Source organism: Nitrosopumilus sp. (assembly GCF_025698945.1).
In the GTDB taxonomy this organism is placed as follows: domain Archaea; phylum Thermoproteota; class Nitrososphaeria; order Nitrososphaerales; family Nitrosopumilaceae; genus Nitrosopumilus.
Window position 1 is genome coordinate 40,356 of sequence record NZ_JAILWM010000002.1, and the last position, 16,244, is coordinate 56,599.

Annotated in this window: 21 protein-coding genes; 5 read left to right on the forward strand and 16 right to left on the reverse strand. The window is 31.8% G+C overall.

Features of this window, described 5'->3' with window-relative positions:
• Position 1 precedes the first annotated feature (1 nt).
• Positions 2–472 carry an Hsp20/alpha crystallin family protein gene (locus K5790_RS05390; RefSeq protein WP_297593101.1) on the forward strand — a complete coding sequence of 157 codons (471 nt, stop codon included), beginning with the start codon at positions 2–4 and terminating at the stop codon, positions 470–472.
• A 261-nt stretch (positions 473–733) separates the two neighbouring features.
• Complete coding sequence (locus K5790_RS05395) at positions 734–1,285, forward strand: CBS domain-containing protein (protein ID WP_297593103.1); 552 nt, start codon at positions 734–736, stop codon at positions 1,283–1,285.
• Positions 1,286–1,404: 119 nt separating this feature from the next.
• Here K5790_RS05395 and K5790_RS05400 read toward each other — a convergent pair whose 3' ends face one another.
• Entirely contained in the window at positions 1,405–1,707 is a 303-nt protein-coding gene (locus K5790_RS05400; RefSeq protein ID WP_297593105.1) for a hypothetical protein, read from the reverse strand.
• Between the two features lie 105 nt (positions 1,708–1,812).
• Between K5790_RS05400 and K5790_RS05405 the strand changes: the two genes are divergently transcribed.
• Positions 1,813–2,139, forward strand: a complete 327-nt coding sequence (locus K5790_RS05405) for an ArsR family transcriptional regulator (protein ID WP_297593107.1) — start codon at positions 1,813–1,815, stop codon at positions 2,137–2,139.
• Between the two features lie 7 nt (positions 2,140–2,146).
• Here K5790_RS05405 and K5790_RS05410 read toward each other — a convergent pair whose 3' ends face one another.
• The 4 genes from K5790_RS05410 to K5790_RS05425 form a co-directional block, all read right to left on the reverse strand.
• Positions 2,147–2,719 (reverse strand): hypothetical protein, encoded by a 573-nt coding sequence (locus K5790_RS05410; protein WP_297593109.1) that lies wholly within the window; start codon positions 2,717–2,719, stop codon positions 2,147–2,149.
• Between the two features lie 455 nt (positions 2,720–3,174).
• A complete protein-coding gene (locus K5790_RS05415) occupies positions 3,175–4,578 on the reverse strand; it encodes a rhodanese-like domain-containing protein (protein ID WP_297593111.1) in 1,404 nt (467 codons plus the stop codon).
• 49 nt (positions 4,579–4,627) lie between these two features.
• Positions 4,628–5,230 (reverse strand): hypothetical protein, encoded by a 603-nt coding sequence (locus K5790_RS05420; RefSeq protein WP_297593113.1) that lies wholly within the window; start codon positions 5,228–5,230, stop codon positions 4,628–4,630.
• Positions 5,231–5,620: 390 nt separating this feature from the next.
• Entirely contained in the window at positions 5,621–6,133 is a 513-nt protein-coding gene (locus K5790_RS05425; protein WP_297593115.1) for a hypothetical protein, read from the reverse strand.
• Positions 6,134–6,613: 480 nt separating this feature from the next.
• Here K5790_RS05425 and K5790_RS05430 point away from each other — a divergent pair, with 480 nt between their 5' ends.
• Positions 6,614–7,876 (forward strand): hypothetical protein, encoded by a 1,263-nt coding sequence (locus tag K5790_RS05430; protein ID WP_297593117.1) that lies wholly within the window; start codon positions 6,614–6,616, stop codon positions 7,874–7,876.
• A gap of 24 nt (positions 7,877–7,900) precedes the next feature.
• On the opposite strand, the gene K5790_RS05435 is transcribed toward K5790_RS05430, so the two are convergent.
• The gene (locus K5790_RS05435; RefSeq protein ID WP_297593119.1) at positions 7,901–8,542 is read right to left on the reverse strand and encodes a Snf7 family protein; all 642 of its coding nucleotides are present in this window, start codon (positions 8,540–8,542) and stop codon (positions 7,901–7,903) included.
• 195 nt (positions 8,543–8,737) lie between these two features.
• Between K5790_RS05435 and K5790_RS05440 the strand changes: the two genes are divergently transcribed.
• Entirely contained in the window at positions 8,738–8,884 is a 147-nt protein-coding gene (locus K5790_RS05440; RefSeq protein WP_297593121.1) for a hypothetical protein, read from the forward strand.
• A gap of 137 nt (positions 8,885–9,021) precedes the next feature.
• Here K5790_RS05440 and K5790_RS05445 read toward each other — a convergent pair whose 3' ends face one another.
• The 10 genes from K5790_RS05445 to K5790_RS05490 all read right to left on the reverse strand — a co-directional run bounded on the left by K5790_RS05445 (position 9,022) and on the right by K5790_RS05490 (position 16,081).
• On the reverse strand, positions 9,022–9,378 hold the full coding sequence (locus K5790_RS05445; RefSeq protein WP_297593123.1) for a helix-turn-helix domain-containing protein: 357 nt from the start codon (positions 9,376–9,378) through the stop codon (positions 9,022–9,024).
• Between the two features lie 66 nt (positions 9,379–9,444).
• The gene (locus K5790_RS05450) at positions 9,445–10,362 is read right to left on the reverse strand and encodes a pirin family protein (RefSeq protein WP_297593125.1); all 918 of its coding nucleotides are present in this window, start codon (positions 10,360–10,362) and stop codon (positions 9,445–9,447) included.
• Between the two features lie 215 nt (positions 10,363–10,577).
• Positions 10,578–11,903, reverse strand: a complete 1,326-nt coding sequence (locus K5790_RS05455) for a dicarboxylate/amino acid:cation symporter (RefSeq protein ID WP_297593127.1) — start codon at positions 11,901–11,903, stop codon at positions 10,578–10,580.
• Between the two features lie 91 nt (positions 11,904–11,994).
• Positions 11,995–12,987, reverse strand: coding sequence for a hemolysin family protein (locus tag K5790_RS05460; protein ID WP_297593129.1), 993 nt, complete (start codon positions 12,985–12,987; stop codon positions 11,995–11,997).
• A gap of 132 nt (positions 12,988–13,119) precedes the next feature.
• The gene (locus tag K5790_RS05465) at positions 13,120–13,428 is read right to left on the reverse strand and encodes a hypothetical protein (RefSeq protein ID WP_297593131.1); all 309 of its coding nucleotides are present in this window, start codon (positions 13,426–13,428) and stop codon (positions 13,120–13,122) included.
• Positions 13,429–13,536: 108 nt separating this feature from the next.
• A complete protein-coding gene (locus K5790_RS05470; protein WP_297593133.1) occupies positions 13,537–13,752 on the reverse strand; it encodes a hypothetical protein in 216 nt (71 codons plus the stop codon).
• A gap of 154 nt (positions 13,753–13,906) precedes the next feature.
• Positions 13,907–14,557 (reverse strand): plastocyanin/azurin family copper-binding protein, encoded by a 651-nt coding sequence (locus tag K5790_RS05475; protein WP_297593135.1) that lies wholly within the window; start codon positions 14,555–14,557, stop codon positions 13,907–13,909.
• 54 nt (positions 14,558–14,611) lie between these two features.
• Complete coding sequence (locus tag K5790_RS05480; protein ID WP_297593139.1) at positions 14,612–15,427, reverse strand: transcriptional regulator; 816 nt, start codon at positions 15,425–15,427, stop codon at positions 14,612–14,614.
• 53 nt (positions 15,428–15,480) lie between these two features.
• Entirely contained in the window at positions 15,481–15,660 is a 180-nt protein-coding gene (locus K5790_RS05485) for a hypothetical protein (protein ID WP_297593140.1), read from the reverse strand.
• Between the two features lie 19 nt (positions 15,661–15,679).
• A complete protein-coding gene (locus K5790_RS05490; protein ID WP_297593142.1) occupies positions 15,680–16,081 on the reverse strand; it encodes a hypothetical protein in 402 nt (133 codons plus the stop codon).
• Between the last annotated feature and the right edge of the window lie 163 nt (positions 16,082–16,244).

Here is a 16,244-nt window from a genome sequence, read left to right on the forward strand (position 1 = left end):
AATGGCTAAAAAACCTGCAAACAAACCAACATCATTTCCTACACTGTCAAATCTTTCAGATTTTGACAGGGCAATAGATAATTTCAAAAGAGATCTTGAAAAATCATTTTGGTCTTTTCCAAGAATGGATTTTTCATTTCCCAAAATGCCTGAAGCTGGATATGACATAATTGATGAAGGAAAACAATTCCGAATGAAGATGGATGTTCCAGGATTGAAGAAAAACGAGATAAATCTCAACGTTACAGACAATTCAATTGAGGTTACTGGAGAACACAAAGAAGAAGAAAAAAAGAAAAACTATTTGAGAAAAGAAAGACACAGCATGTCATACTATCAGACCATTCCATTGTCTGAAAAAGTAGTTCCTGGAAAGGTCAAGGCAAAACTAACTGACGGTGTATTGGATATAACTCTGCCAAAAATCAAACCAACCCTTGTACCAAAGAAAAGATCTGTAAAAGTACAATAATCTTTTCTGCTTATTTTTTAAATCCAATAATTTGTAATTTTGGGTTTTATTTTCGATCTTGAAAATAATTAATCTGTTTTTGACTAAAGTTATGTGTAAAAGAAACATAAAAGAAACATAAAATAATCATAACAAAATTCACAAGTAAAAGATTAATCTCTTTGAATAGTAAGTATTATCATAGCTCCAAGGAAATTCTTTATTTACAAATCAGATGGGTGTAGAGTCCAATTTAATGAAAACAAAATACTTAGTACGTGTATGAGAGCAGGTGCAAGTAGAAAGACTGCAAAGATTATTTCTGATTACAGAACTCGTGAAGTGCCAGTAGTGGAAAATAATGAGATCATCGGAATAGTTACTGCAAAAAGAATCTTGGAGTTGCTTTCAACTAAAGGCAACAAATCGATCAAAGCTAAGATGATTTACACTAAAAACCCCATAATAATATCTTCAGAAAAACCTCTTAGTAACGCTAAGAAAATCATGACTTCAAAAAGATTAGATCATTTACCTGTTGTGGATGGTGGAAAAATCAAACAGACTCTCACTCCTGCACATGTAATTGAATATGTTTTACCTCAAGAACGTCAGGGAAACAGATCAGTTGGAATGCGAACTGCACATAAATTGGATTTTAAAATTGGCGATATTGGTAGAACACGAGTTCCTCAATGCGCTCCTGATGATGATCTTGATAAGATTCTAAGTTTAATGCTAAAAACTGACACTACTTGTTGTTTAGTTAATCTCGGAGATACTCTTGAAGGAATCATTACGTTTAGAGATATTCTAGGATTAATATCAAAATAAAATAAATCCAAAATTCTTAATGATAATAAAGTAGAATTAGCCATTAGAAAAATACTTCACATATGATTTGAACGCCAAATGTGGTTTTCCTAATATTGGTTTGATTAAAAAATCAAAAGTTAGTTTGTGGGATTCATCAGTGCTGCTCTTTCTTTGGTTTTTTGATCAACTAAAGCATCAACATATTGACCTGGTTTTGCATCACATTTACCTATATTTACTGCATATCCATCAAGGGTTTCAGCAACACATCCATTATCAGTGACTGCGATCACTTTTACCATTTCCACATTTTCTTGTGGTGTAGTGTATGCCATCAGATATACAAAAAGTAGACCTGCAGCTGCCAAAATAATCCCTCCTATCATAAGAGTAGAGTTTTTTGATGATTTTTTGTTTGGCTGTCTCTTTATTGCAGACATGATTCTACTAGGTAAAAATTGGATATAATATAGAAGTATACGTTGTATGACAATGCACTATAGTGTTGACTAAGTCGTTATATGCAATAATATCAAAATCTATTCATGCAAACACTCCAACTATCCAGAATACAAGATTCTGAAAGAAAAAATTGTATGTTAGAAGTTGTATCGGACAAATACTGTAGAGCAATACTAGAAATAATAAAATCTCAACCAAAGTCTGCAATAGAGATTACGAATGAGACTAAAATACCAATAAGTACAGTCTACAGAAGAATCCAAATGCTTCATGATAACAAATTGCTTGTAACATCTGGGATGATAAGTGAAGATGGTAAGAGATTGTTCATGTACAAAAGCAAAATCCAAGGAATGAAGTGCAATTTCAATGAGGGCAACGTAGAAGTTGAGTTAATTCTCAACAATTAATTCTTTTTTAATATTCATGTTCGTCAAAATCTGCCCCTAAAGATATTGTAGTTATGATAGTGGATTCTGTCGTTTCAGTCTTGATCTTTTTTTCTGGTAGAAATTCGTGAAATATCTCAGCTAGTAATTGTTCGGTAAATAGCGACCAAGATGCTCCTAGATTATGTTGGATTATAAAATGATGTAAAGACCCTTCTACTCTGTGATCTGATTTCATCCCAGAAGCACGCATATACTCTTCTAAAGTTTCTATACAACGTTTTAGATCATACTTTCCTTTCATAAACAGGACATTGTCTTTGATTATTGGTTTTAGCAGATCAACTATAATGTTTATGTCCTGGTTTTCCAAATTTACCCCTAGTGATTGTAAAATATCTTTAGGAACTGGAATCATTCCAATTTTGTCTCCAAACCTATCCCATTGAATATATTTTTCAAGAATTTGTCTAACCAATACATTTTGAGAGATTCCTTGTTGCATTGCATCAGTCTCTAAAGCCTCAACCAGTTTTACTGGAAGCCTATAAGTTACAGTCCTAGTTTTTTCTTTTTTTGTTAGATGTGTTTTGACATCCATTAACTAACAATTTTCATAAGATATGATAATTATTAAACCAAGATCAACCAAGTATTAAATATCACAATAACAGTTTTGAGAATCAACGAATTTAGTTTATTTGAAAATAAACAATCGTGCATATGGGAAAGTTCTACAAAAAATGTGGAAAGATTATGAGAAATTCTGAAACTAGTCATTGTTATGACGAATGTCTTTTTACAGAGGTCAAAAAAAGCAAATCACTAGAAGATTCTAAAGGTGCAGAATAGGGGATGAAGAAACATATCCTTGGAAAAAACCTTTATGCAGTTTCTAATTGTATCACTAACAACTCTGGATAGGCTGACATGTCTTGGAGATTTTTTGATCAGTGTTGCTTGTTTAAGATTGTCTTCATCAGTGTTTATTGTAATTCGTTTTGGTATGAAAAACGAGGCAGATTCTATATTTTATACCGTCGGTAAAAATGAAAATTATGTTCCTGCAATACTGCATCTGTTTGGACCAAGTTCTAAATCAGGAATGTCTGCTAGAGTCAACGGAATTGTTCCCTTGTTTATCTGTATTATTCTCTGATAGTTCATTGGTCTTGGAACCGTAATGCTAACTATATGTTTTACAAATTCGTCTTTTGATAGTTGCAATACATCATGTTGCTTTGCCTTCTCTATTGTAGTTGAATATACTCCATTTTCAGGCTTTACAGTTACCCCATGATGGGTTGGAAATACCAAAGTTTCAGGCAATAAAGTCAATATCTTGTTGTGCAATGAGTCGTAAAGATGATTTGCAAATTCTTCGGCCTGGTCTCGAAGATCTGGCCTTCCTATGCTTTCAATAAACAAGATATCGCCAGTAAAGACATACTTTTGATCAATTAGATAACAAAGACTTCCAGGAGTATGGCCTGGAGTATGAATTACTTTAATTTTTGAATCTCCAAATAATATTTCGTCTCCATCTTTTAGAAGATTTGTATTTCTATCCCATATTTCATGTCCACTTTCAAACATTGTAGCACCTGTAAGCTCTGAGAGTTGTTGAGCTGATGAGACATGGTCTGCATGTTGATGTGTATCTAGTATCTTGACTATCTTTGCGTTTTGTTGTTGTACAATCTCTTGGTATTTTTTTGGTGGAAACAAGGGATCAATTACAACTGCTTCTCCTTTTGATATGATCATGTGTGAAAGACAACCTTTTCCGACTTTTTCAATTTGAATCACATCTGGGTTTTGTGCTACTGTTTTTGAATTAAGAACTTGACTCCATCCAGCAAGACCACCTTCAAGTACATGTGATTGTAGGCCATTTCTTGCCAACGCAAATGTTGCAATCATAGCTCTGTTCCCATGTGGACATATAGTTATGATTTCTTTGTCTTGGGGAATCTTTGAAATGTTTTCAGAAATAAATACATCTGGAAGTGGAATATTCACACTACCAGGTATTTGAAAATCAGAAAACTCATCCTTGTCTCTTACATCTAGTAAGAATACATTATCATCAGAGAGTTTATTCCATAAATCCTCAGGTTTGATAGTAACGGGGGGATGACCTTTAACAAGTTCTTTATCCCATCCTTTCATTCCATCTTTTAGAAAATATGCATCTAATCCAAATGAACGCATCATTGAAGAAATCTCTGATGACATTGATCCATCTTCATCAATAAGAATAATTTTCACATTTTTTGGAATCTTTGGCATTATGGTTTCTTTTGACTTTGCATCACATACTGCATGAACTGAACCCTCAATATGTCCAGAACTATATGTTTCCAATAATCTTAGATCAAACAATAACAAAGGTTCTTTTTTTTGAAGAGATGAATACAGTTCATCTGATGTAATTGAGTATTGCTTATCTAATTTCATATTCTATATCACAGGATTTAACATATCTATTTTATTGATATTTCTCAAATTATGGATTTGATGATTGAATATGTTTTTCAATTTTTTCTAATAATTGTTGTTTTAATTCTGGATCATCAATAGCATGTTCAAGCAAGTCTTTCATTAGTAAATGATGTCTATCCATTTCGTTAATTACTTGTTGTTTCATCATAGGATCACTTATTCCTAACATCATCATATCATGCATTGATTGGTGTTGAGCCATACCTGTAGCGTTGCCCATCATCATTCCAGAACCCATCATGTTCATCATGTCTTGATTGTTCATCATTGAACTCATCATACCTTGATGGTTCATCATATGACTCATCATCTGTTGTTGCATTTGAGGATCATTCATCATAGTATTCATCATAGGACCCATCATCTGATTCATGTGTTGAGGATTTGACATCATCATATCATGCATTTGTTGCATTAATTGTGGATCATTCATCATAGTATTCATCCATTGATTCATCTGTTGAGGATCATTCATCATTTGTTGCATCTGTTGAGAATTCATCATTGGTGTTATAGGAGTAGTTGATTGTAAAGCAGCGTATCCTATTCCTAGTCCTGCAAAAAATACTCCAACTGCGACTCCAATTAGAATCCCCTGACTAACCAATACAGAATTTCATAATTTTTTTACATATTAGTATATTTTACAAAATCAAAGATGATTCTAAAAATTGATAATCAGTATTCCTAAATTCTCTATTTTAAAAACATAAAATGAATCCACAAAGGCCTGGGCCTTTTTTAGGTATCAAACTAATTTTACAAAACAGGCCAGCAGTATTTTCAGAATAACTAGAGTACCAAACTACACCGCAATGGAGTTTTAGATAGGAATAAGAGATAGAGTCTAATCATCATCAATTACAATCCATGACAAGCCCAGTAATTGCTCCCATGATTCATCATTTGACATATTACAGTAATGGTAAAATTTGCTTATAACGTTCATGAATCATTTGTTCAGATCAATGATCTATGTCATGGGATAATCTAGTTTTCATTTTCTTTTCTTCTTTTTTATGGCATAAATTACGATAAACAGTATAATCAGTCCTGCACCAAGGCTCTGAATCATCATAACAACCTCAGGATTAGATATTGTCTCGCCTGTCTGCAAGTCACGAAAATCAGAAGGTTTTGGGTTTTGTTTTTCTATCTCAAGTGTTGCCACATAGTCAGGCTTTTCAGTGCTGATTGGATATGGCTGGATGTCTGTCAGAGTAATCACATAAGGTGGAAAGGACTTTTCTACATTTCCAATGTTTCTAGAACCACCAATATCAAGAGTTGCGTTGCTAATTCTAATCATTGCCAAGACTTTGCCCTCCCAAATACACGTTACATCAGATGGACAACGAGAGTCCTCAATGTCATAAAAATAAAATTTCAAATGTTCATAAGATACAGTTTCTCCAAACTTTACTTTGATTTGCTCAGCGAAGGATGCAGAGATCATTGGAACAAGCACAAGTGCGCCAACTACTGCAAAAACAATGTATCTAGATTTCAAGTAAGCAAGCTAAAATTTATGGATTCATAAGTACTTCGAATCTTTTGTTAAGAAAAAAGAATGAAAATTCAGAAAATGGAGCGAAAATTAAAAAAATTATTTAACCACTTAAGTTTATTTTTTCTTTTTATCCAAAATTCTCACTCCACAATTAATTAGGATGGTTTGATAAAACCTGTATTTTTTTTGAATTAGTTTGGATTATTCATAACTAGTTGATGAAAAAGGTACATGAAATCAATTGATTTGTAAAAAGTACGTTTATTGTTAATTACCGTATTATTTATCAACTAATACGAAAATGCCTCTTTATGACTTTAGATCGAATAAAGGCATCAGATGAAGACACCTTTGATGATGATTATGAAAATGAATCTGATGAAGACTATGATTATGATTAGGTTCTAACTAATCCTTTTTTATTATTCCATTTTAATCTACAAGTTTTTATCTAAGATCTGTGTTGCACGTCTGTCCTTCATGACACTTTCATCTTCTGTAATTTCAGCCCTAAAGTTACTAAAACCCGATTCAATTAATACAGTATTTTTATCCTTTTTTGAGTACCTAAAATATGATTCAGATGAAATTCGAGCACAGCGAATTATTTTAAAAGAAAACATTCTTGAACAATTTAAAAAATCAGACAGGCAAAAAATCAAAACTCTTCCAAAGACGCTCTTAGAAGATTTTGATGAATTCGTAAAGATCTTATCAAAACTTAGATTACTTGAAGATGATGGTGATGTTTTACAAAATATCAAATGGGAGAAAATAATAGACATATGTAACATTCTTAGAAAAATTGAATCTAGTGATGAGAAAAAAGTCAGATGGGGTTTATTGTATTTACTTTCCAACGATAAAGATGAAATTAATATCAACGAACTAAAATTATTGTTAAAAAATTTCAAATTAACTAATATTGATAAAATTCTTCAAAAAATTATTAAAATTGAATCAAATTCAGGTTTGATGGTTGTAATTGATAATAATCAAATAAAATTTGAAACTGAACACAAGATAACAGAACACTACATAGCTGATGCAATTGAAGAAAAATCAAGAAGATCTCCTGGTGAAATTGAGAAAGATGTTTTGGAATTGCTAGATGAGGGGTCATACTCAAATCAAGAAATATCTCGAATTTTAGAACTTGATGAAGCTGTTGTTTCTAGGGTGATGACTAAATTAAGAAATCAAAATAAACTAGTATTATCAAATTTTGGCAACAAGGGATTTAGATATTACACAACAAATTGTCAGAACTGCCCATTTGGAAAAACCATATCTTCATGTAGAAAAGATGCTATTTCTTATATTGTTTCAGCATTCAAAGAAGCCTATGATGTAGAATTGACATCTCAGCATTTTGATGATGTTGAATCTAATCAGGCATTGTTAAGTATTAAGCGAATTACTAAAATGTCCAAAAAATACTTCATGACAAAACTTGAATCTAATCTATATGACAATTATGAAAAACTATTGCAAATTGTAATTAAAAATTCAACTAGCCAAAAAACTATGAACTATGGAAGTAATGATGAAATTGCTGTTCTACCTAACTTGTCTAAATTACCAAAAATATTCCAAATTGGATTTAAATCTGGAATGCAGTATGAAGTACAATTGATGAAGAAAATGCTCAATGATCCTAAAAAGAAACAATCAGACTTTGGCTCATTTCTATCTAAATTGATTCAAGATAGCAACAAAATGCTTCAGTTGTTTGATCACTAATTATTCTAGTTGACTTTTTTGAATTTAGAGTCGATTTATTCTTGATTCTATCTTAGAATAAGTTGCAGTGGGAGATGATGGAAATTTCTCTCCAACTCTATTTCCTGCAATTACTGCTGCTTCTTTTAAAATAGAATCTGTTTCTTCATTTGAAATGCTATTCAATTCAAAGTCTCCTCCAAATGAGTCACTAGTTATTTCGCTCAATAGTCCTGACATTACTTCAAACTCTCCACCTGCTTGTGGAATGAATTTACTTAATGCGGGCCCCATTGAACGTAGAATTGTAATTGCGGGTCCAATTGAAACCATAGCATCTCCAAGTTCATTCATAGTGGATAATCTGATCTGAATTTGTTCAAGTGCTAGTTTGACATTTTTTATTACGTTTTCATTTTTTCTAATTTCAATTAATTCATTTGCTAAAACTTTACTTGTGTATCTATCATGTCTTTGTTGAGATTCAACAATTCTCTTGAAAATCTTTTTGTCTTTTTCTTGTAATTTTTTAAACATATAATCCATTTTTGAAATTGTTTGATTTAGTTTTCCTACTGATTGCTGTATCCGAGGTTTTAGGGGGGGTTCTTTTTTAACGGTGTTAAGAATATGTTGATTTAATCCAACAGTTGGAGGTTTGTTCCAATTATCTTGAAATGTTGGCATTAATTACATTTCAAAATTTTTCTCAAATGATCCACAGTATACAAAATTACACTAACAGAATAAACATTTTGAAACAGATTTTTTTATTTATATTTCTAATTGATCTACTTTGCACATTTAATCAACTAGTTATTGTAAAATGAATCGTATTCAAATGAACTCTAGTTAATTAGTAAAATTGACATTTTACAGTTTATGATAAATAAAAAAATTACCAAGTCAGATCTTGCAGTTGTTGCATCTGTAATATTTTTCTCATCAGTATTATTTGGAAACAATGTATCCTTTGGTGATACAACACAACCTCCATCAAAAGCTCAGATTGCAAAACAACAGGCATAACTAAAGGCAGAAACAGAATATTCAAACTCTGTTGCTGTAGCAAAAGTCCAATATTCAAAAGCAAAAAATGCGTTGAATAAAAATACCAAATAATCAATTTTGAATTTTAATTCAATATCCAAGTTGCCTGATGTTTCCTATTTCTTTTTTATTTTCTCTTTTCTATGTTTTAAAACCCACTCTTCTAATTGAACTAAAATTTTTCCGAGGCTTTTTGCTTGAGTTGTTAAACTATATTCTACTCTAATTGGCACTTCTGCATATACCTTTTTTTTAATCAAATTATGTTCTTCAAGTTCTCTTAATCTGTCAGAAAGAACAGTGTTGCTAATCTGAGGAATTGCTTTTTTTATTTCATTGAATCTTGTTACATCTTTTTTTGATATTTTCTTTAAAATTAATAATGCCCAAGCTCTTCCAAGTACACTCCATATTTCTTCTGCATCACATTCAATTAGACTTTTCATATCTTCTTTATTTCGTTGTAATGTCATACATAGTAGTAAAACCCTACTTAGTTATAAAAAAATAGATTAGATGGTTGATGAAAATATATCATTTTAAAAATCAATTTTTCCCATCTTCCCATTGTTATAATCTAGTATTGCTTGTTTGATTTCACCTTCAGTATTCATCACAAATGGGCCATAGCGTGCAACAGGTTCTTCAAGTGGTACACCTGCAATCAGTAAAACTTGAAGAGGCGAATCTGAATTTTTGCTTGCTTCAATTTGTACTTCATTACCATCTTTTTCAAAAAACACGGATTGTTCTTTGTATACAGATTTTTGTTCTTGCCCAAATAATCCATTACCATCAATCACATATGCAAAAACATTGTAATTTTTTGGAACTTTTTGTACTGTCTTTGCACCAGGTTGTATGGTATAATGGAGATACATAATTGGTGTTCTAGTATCAATCACTGCTTGTTTTCCCATAGCTTCACCAGCAATTATTTTGACTTTGACTCCGTTGTCTTCTACTGTTGGGATTTTGTTTGAGGGCACATCTTGATACCTAGGATTCATCATCTTATCTTTTCTTGGAAGGTTTACCCACAATTGAAATCCATGTAATGTTCCTCCTCTTTTTGAAAATTCTTTTTCTGGCATTTCTGAATGTATAACTCCAGAACCTGCAGTCATCCATTGTACATCTCCAGATTTTAGAATACCAGAGTTGCCTTGAGAATCTTTGTGTTCAAATACACCTTCAATCATGTATGTTACTGTTTCAAATCCCCTATGAGGATGATCAGGTGCTCCTTTTGCCTCACCAGATGAAACTGCAAATGGTCCCATTTCATCTACCAAGAGAAATGGATCAAACTCTCTAACAGTTTCATTTGGAAACGCTCTATGTACAACAAATCCTTCTCCCTCTGTAGTGGTTTTTGCATTTACAACAGATGACACTGAACGTTGTTGGTTTGTTTCACTTACTAGATTTTGTTTATTGTTTGTATTTGCTTTCACAATATAGTATACTCAATATGTTATTTAAAGTAAGTAGTAATTACTTACTTAGTTAGATATAATTATCATACCAAGTAAGAAAAAAATTACTGGGTATTTTTTCTTTTTTATGAATCATAAAGATTTGAAGCGTTTTTGGGCATCAGAATAGGTAGGCATCAAACTAAATTCACAAAACTTCCAGATACAAAAATAAAATTGAATCAAATCTCAGACTAGCCTGATTTTTCAATATCTATTTCATCTGCATTAATTCGATTATCAAAGAACAGACAAGCAGTAAGATCTCCAGTAACATTTACCATTGTTCTAGTCATGTCCAAAACTCTATCAACCCCAAGTAGAAGAACTATGCCTACTGGAGGAATACCGGCTGCGATTAAAATGGTGGACAGAATTACAATTCCTGTTCCCGGAGCTGATGGAGCACCAATGGATGCTGCAAGAGCAGTTACTGTGATTAGAAGAATTGTAGTAAATCCCAAATCAATGCTAAAAAACTGTGCAAGGAAAAACACAGCTACAATTTGGTATAGTGCTGTTCCATCCATATTAATTGTTGCACCTAATGGAATAATGAATTGTGAAACTTTTGGTTTTATTTTCATTTTTTCTTCAGCAGTTTTAATGGATAATGGCATTACTGCAGCAGAGCTAGATGTAGAGAATGCAAGGAGTTGAGGATCTTTCATCATTGCAAATGTGGATGTTAAAGGTCTCTTTGCAAAAAATTTGATTATAATCATATAGACAACCAACATTACAAACAAACCAATAATGACTGTAATCATGTATGCACCAAGTACTGCTAATGCAGAAAGACCAAGTTTTGATGTGATACTTGCCATCAAACCGAATGCTGCAAAAGGAGCTAATCGCATTGCCCACGAAACTACTTTCATTGTGATATTTTGAATAGATTCTAGTAAGTCAAGTATTGGTTGAGAGCTCTTCTTTGGCAAGGAAATCATGGAAACTCCAACAATTAATGCAAAAATGATTATACTCAACATTTCTCCAGACATAAAAGATGCCAATGGATTACTTGGAATTACACCCACTATACTTTGGGGGATATCCATTATTGATAACTCAGTTTTTTCAACAGGTAGTACATCTTCTAGACCAAAACTTTCTCGAATCAAAGTGCTGTCTATAAAATTTCCAGGAGATATGGCAGTAACGACAACAATCCCAATTGTTAAAGCAATCAGAGTTGTAATCACAAAATATACAGCTACTCCCAAACCTAATTTTTGTAATTGTTCTAAACTTCCAGACGATGTGAGTCCTCTGATAATAGATGCAAAGATTAACGGTACAATTATCATTTGAATGATTTTTAGAAATAGATTAGCAGGAATTGATAACCATTCAGTGATTACTTCAGCAGTATTTTTTTCAAATATTCCAACTTCAGGACCTAAAATGATGCCTAGAGCCAACCCTAAAAATAGCGCAACTATGACTTGTGCCCATAATTTTTTTTTAATCAGATAAGTGACTTGGGGAGTGGTGATTTTGAAGGATCTTATTACCATGAATAGTCATCCCACACTTTTCTCATATATTATAAAACAGTGTGATTCTCATTGATGATTATAGGTGTGATTTTGATTGTTTCTAGAAATATCATCGAGTAACTTCTCCATCAATATCACCTACTATTTCTTCTAGAAGATCCTCGATGGTAATTATTCCTTGCAAGTTTTCATCATCATCTAAAACAACTGCAATATGGCTTTCATTTTTTTTAATTTCTACAAGTAAATTACTGATTTTTTCACTCGAATATACAAATAATGGCTTTCTAGAAATTTTTCCAATTCTGGTAGTTTCATATTTCTTTTCAGGTATTTTTGCAATATCCCATATGTGTAATATGCCAACAATGTTTTCAATGGCTTTAGAATATACAGGAATCCTAGAAAATCCTTTTGCCTTAATGGATGAAAAAACATTTGATAACTTACTATTGCCATCTAATGCAAAAATATCTTCTTTGGGAGTCATTACATCAATAATTGGCTTATCATCAAATTCCAAAGCTTTTCGAACTAAACTATGTTCTTCTTTTTCAATAGCTTTTTCTGTTAAACCTAAATCAACAACTTCTTTGATATCTTCTTCAGTGATTGGTTTTGGGTAATTACTACCTCCCACTAGTTTCAAAAAGGATTTTGTTAAATGTTCCAAGAACCAAACAAATGGATACATAGCATATGTAAATGCAAGAAGAAACGGACTAAATCGTAAAGCCATTTTTTCAGATTGAATGTATGAGTATGTTTTTGGAAATATCTCTCCAAATATCAAAATGACAAATGTCATTATTCCAATAGTAATCCCCACTCCTTGATTGTCCAATAGTTTGATTGCTACATCGGCAGCAAGAACCGAAGATGCAACATTTACCAACGTATTTCCAAGGTTAACACTAGATGTCATCATACTTGGATTTAATTTTAATTTGTAAAGAGCCCTAGCACCAGATACTTTTTTTCGATAAAGTCGCATTACTTTTGAGCGTCTAGTTCCAACTATGGCAATTTCAAGACCGCTAAAAAGAGCATAAAATCCTATGAGAATTACAATTATACCTATCTCAATTGCAATAAAATCCAATTTAAAATCAATGCTCTTCTGAGAAATTAAATGGTATTTAGAATATCACATGTGAGAATTTCAGGAGATACAAAAACACCTAAAAAATTTACGACTAGATTAAAAATAAAAAAATAGATCACATTATCAAAATCATTGAGTTTTTGATGCTCTTTTCAATGCTTTTTGATAAGATGTTTTCTTTTTTCTAGCTGATTTTTCTGCGGTTCTAAGAGCCTTCTTCATGCTTTTGATTTTGTTATTTGCTTGTTGAAGTTCTCTTTTTCTTTTGTTTGCTACCAAAGTTGCTCGTTTCTTTGCCTTACTTACTGTGCGTTTGACTTTTCGAGTAGCTTTTTTTGCTTTTGTGGCAGTTCTTTTTGCTTTTCTAGCAGTTTTTCTTACAGCTTTCTTTATACGTCTTACAGGTTTTCTTTTAGACGTACGTTTTTTTGTTGCCATGGAAAAGTTGTAATTTTATATTGTAAATAACATACACATCAGGAATTTTTTATGTAAACTCAAATAATTTTACTAAATTACTACATTTTAGAAAAAAATAAAAAAGAATTACTCTTCTTTTGCCTTGTTGTGTGTCCAGCAATACGAAATTTTTGATGGCAACAGCCAAAATTTTTTTGCATCACCGTCAATTTCTACTAGATCGGAGGATTTGTCAAATTTGACGTTGTGTTTGTGGAGTTCAAATTTTTCTCCAGTGTCAGACATGACCATGACTTCACCTTTTTCCTCAACTAGTTGTTGTAGTTGTTCGAGTTTTAACATGAGATTACTTTGTTCTAAATTCACATTAACATTGATAAAAGAATAAGCTAATTTTAAAAACAATAGCTTATGAAATTACTTATAATTTTGGATAGTGTGTTGAAGATTCAATATTTTAGAAAAATTATTTGAACATAATTAAAAAAAGAATGGATTACTTTACAGAAATGCTACCTTGCATCCATGGATGTACCAGACAGAAATAGTCGTATTCAAAGGCCAGATCTAGTTTAATTGAGTATGTATCTCCAGCCATTATCAATCCACTATCAAATAGCCCATCAGGACCATCATGAGGATTGCCAGAAGTAACAGTATGTGGAATAGAGTCATGATTTGTCCATATTACCTCACCGCCTTTTTTCATAACTGCTTTGGATGGAATGTAGCAGGCATCAGATATTTCACATCCAGGAGTGCCTGTCTCAAGAGGAATGCTTACAGTTTCAAGTAATTTTCCTTCAGATTGTTTTACTACCTTTGGTACATCAGGTAATACATCAACTATCACATCAGATGTTTTATCCAAGACTTCAGAAGGGGTTTCAGATTCTTCTAAAATTTCATCAGTAATTTGAGGTATGTCAGTTACCAAATTTTCTGTTTTTTCTAGTACGTTTGATGATACATCATCAAACACATCAGGAGCATTTTGTAGTTCTGATACGGTTCTATCAATTACAGAGGTTCCTTGTTGCTGAATTGAATTGTTTGCAGCAAATTCAAAACCAGCAACAACACCTATTGCAATAGCAGTCACAGCAATCGCGACTAGAACGCCAAATTTGTCATTAATGTTCTGCATAAAATATAATAAAAAAACATAGTATATGATTTTGCATAAGCAAGAATTATGAAATTAAGCTTCTTTTGTATTTGATTTTCTTGAGTGATGCCTAGAAATCTTTTTTGCCTTTTTCCAGTAATGCTCAAAATAATCCATACACCACTCATGAAACATACTAGTTTTTCCATAAAACATGTGTCGAAGATCTGGTTCGCCATCAGAAGTTGAAAAAATTATTCCAGCTTCTTTTTCATTTAAAATTAGAATTGTTCCAATATTGCCAATCTCTTTGCGTTCGATTTTATTTTTCTTAATTAAATCATAATATCCAAGCTTTTGCAAGTCTTCTTCTCTTCCTTCATGCTCCTTGAGATCCTTGCGAAAAATGTGGCGATACTTAACATCATTTTTTATTCTTTTTAAAAGTGCATCATCCATTCCAGGGGGAGATTCATTTACGATATCACAGATGAATTCTTTGGAGTTTTTGTAAATTTTCTTCCATGTATCCAATACCAAAGTCACACCTTTGATGTGTTCACAGTTTTCAAGAACACCCAATCTTCGAGCAAATTTTACAGGTAGTTGTCCTATATCATGAGATAAGAAATATTTTTGATTGGTGGAAACAAACAACATCAAAGGCATTTGACTTAGCATCAATTGCCCAACAGTAGTAATGTGAAAGTGTTCATCTGTACCTTTTTTGACAAATCCAGAATTTGAGAGGCGCTCAAGATTTCTATGGATTTCTTGAGATGTAACATTTAGTTTTTTAGCCATCTGAGAGACTCTATGAGGTCTGATGGTAAGATTTGAGAGAATTCGGAGTCTCTGCTCGCTTGCCAGCTCCAAAAAATTTGAAGATACGATTTCAAATTTATCCATTACAAAAAATATTATATATTTCCTCTTAAAATCTTTCCAATTATTTTATGGATTTATTTTTTAGTTTTTTTAAATCGTTTAGAGTATTCTTGAGCCAAGAGTACAGGAAAAGTAGTGAATTCGATCATATCATAATATGATTTTACTTGCGCATCAGATAACCTTTGAAGATATTTTTTAACATTTTCTTCAGTTTTTAAATAATCATTGTTTGGATCTAATAGATTTTTCATAATAACACAACACAAATCATTAGTTTGGCCACATCTCCTTCCATGTTTTATAAAAAGCCCGAAGTGTTACATGATAAGCATCCAACTTTGAAATGGAGTCTTTTTGTAATTTTTCTTGTATTTTAAATCCTAAATCTTGAAGAGATTTTTCAGTAGGATCAGATATTATTTTCTCATAATCTTCCTTAATAACAGGCATCAATTCAATATAATCAGTATCAATTTTTTTAATCCAAGAATGAATAAATTGTTTCGTAGTTTCTGGAGAGCTAGTTTTTGACTTTCTAATTACTTCAGAGTAAAGTCGTGTTAATTCAATAGATGAATTATGTACTACAGTAATTGCAGTCTGTAAAGTTTTCAAATTATGAAAATAATGACTTTTAAGATCAGACCAACTATCAGTAGAGTTTTTCAGCATGTGAATAATTAGTCATGATATTACTTAGATTGTTGTAAGCTAATTTTTCTAATTTAAGCAAGATATATGAAAAAATATCTACAATCAAAAACGCATAGCTTAAAATAAAAATTATAGCTTAGAATATTCTATTTGTAATAAATTTTTATTTGTAATAATGCAA

What these genes read in the sequence shown, in the direction of transcription:
- K5790_RS05390 (WP_297593101.1), top strand. Translation starts at nt 2, where the DNA reads ATGGCTAAAAAACCTGCAAACAAACCAACATCATTTCCTACACTGTCA.
- K5790_RS05395 (WP_297593103.1), top strand. Translation starts at nt 734, where the DNA reads ATGAGAGCAGGTGCAAGTAGAAAGACTGCAAAGATTATTTCTGATTAC.
- K5790_RS05400 (WP_297593105.1), bottom strand. Translation starts at nt 1,707, where the DNA reads ATGTCTGCAATAAAGAGACAGCCAAACAAAAAATCATCAAAAAACTCT.
- K5790_RS05405 (WP_297593107.1), top strand. Translation starts at nt 1,813, where the DNA reads ATGCAAACACTCCAACTATCCAGAATACAAGATTCTGAAAGAAAAAAT.
- K5790_RS05410 (WP_297593109.1), bottom strand. Translation starts at nt 2,719, where the DNA reads ATGGATGTCAAAACACATCTAACAAAAAAAGAAAAAACTAGGACTGTA.
- K5790_RS05415 (WP_297593111.1), bottom strand. Translation starts at nt 4,578, where the DNA reads ATGAAATTAGATAAGCAATACTCAATTACATCAGATGAACTGTATTCA.
- K5790_RS05430 (WP_297593117.1), top strand. Translation starts at nt 6,614, where the DNA reads ATGACACTTTCATCTTCTGTAATTTCAGCCCTAAAGTTACTAAAACCC.
- K5790_RS05435 (WP_297593119.1), bottom strand. Translation starts at nt 8,542, where the DNA reads ATGCCAACATTTCAAGATAATTGGAACAAACCTCCAACTGTTGGATTA.
- K5790_RS05440 (WP_297593121.1), top strand. Translation starts at nt 8,738, where the DNA reads ATGATAAATAAAAAAATTACCAAGTCAGATCTTGCAGTTGTTGCATCT.
- K5790_RS05445 (WP_297593123.1), bottom strand. Translation starts at nt 9,378, where the DNA reads ATGACATTACAACGAAATAAAGAAGATATGAAAAGTCTAATTGAATGT.
- K5790_RS05455 (WP_297593127.1), bottom strand. Translation starts at nt 11,903, where the DNA reads ATGGTAATAAGATCCTTCAAAATCACCACTCCCCAAGTCACTTATCTG.
- K5790_RS05465 (WP_297593131.1), bottom strand. Translation starts at nt 13,428, where the DNA reads ATGGCAACAAAAAAACGTACGTCTAAAAGAAAACCTGTAAGACGTATA.
- K5790_RS05470 (WP_297593133.1), bottom strand. Translation starts at nt 13,752, where the DNA reads ATGTTAAAACTCGAACAACTACAACAACTAGTTGAGGAAAAAGGTGAA.
- K5790_RS05475 (WP_297593135.1), bottom strand. Translation starts at nt 14,557, where the DNA reads ATGCAGAACATTAATGACAAATTTGGCGTTCTAGTCGCGATTGCTGTG.
- K5790_RS05480 (WP_297593139.1), bottom strand. Translation starts at nt 15,427, where the DNA reads ATGGATAAATTTGAAATCGTATCTTCAAATTTTTTGGAGCTGGCAAGC.
- K5790_RS05485 (WP_297593140.1), bottom strand. Translation starts at nt 15,660, where the DNA reads ATGAAAAATCTATTAGATCCAAACAATGATTATTTAAAAACTGAAGAA.
- K5790_RS05490 (WP_297593142.1), bottom strand. Translation starts at nt 16,081, where the DNA reads ATGCTGAAAAACTCTACTGATAGTTGGTCTGATCTTAAAAGTCATTAT.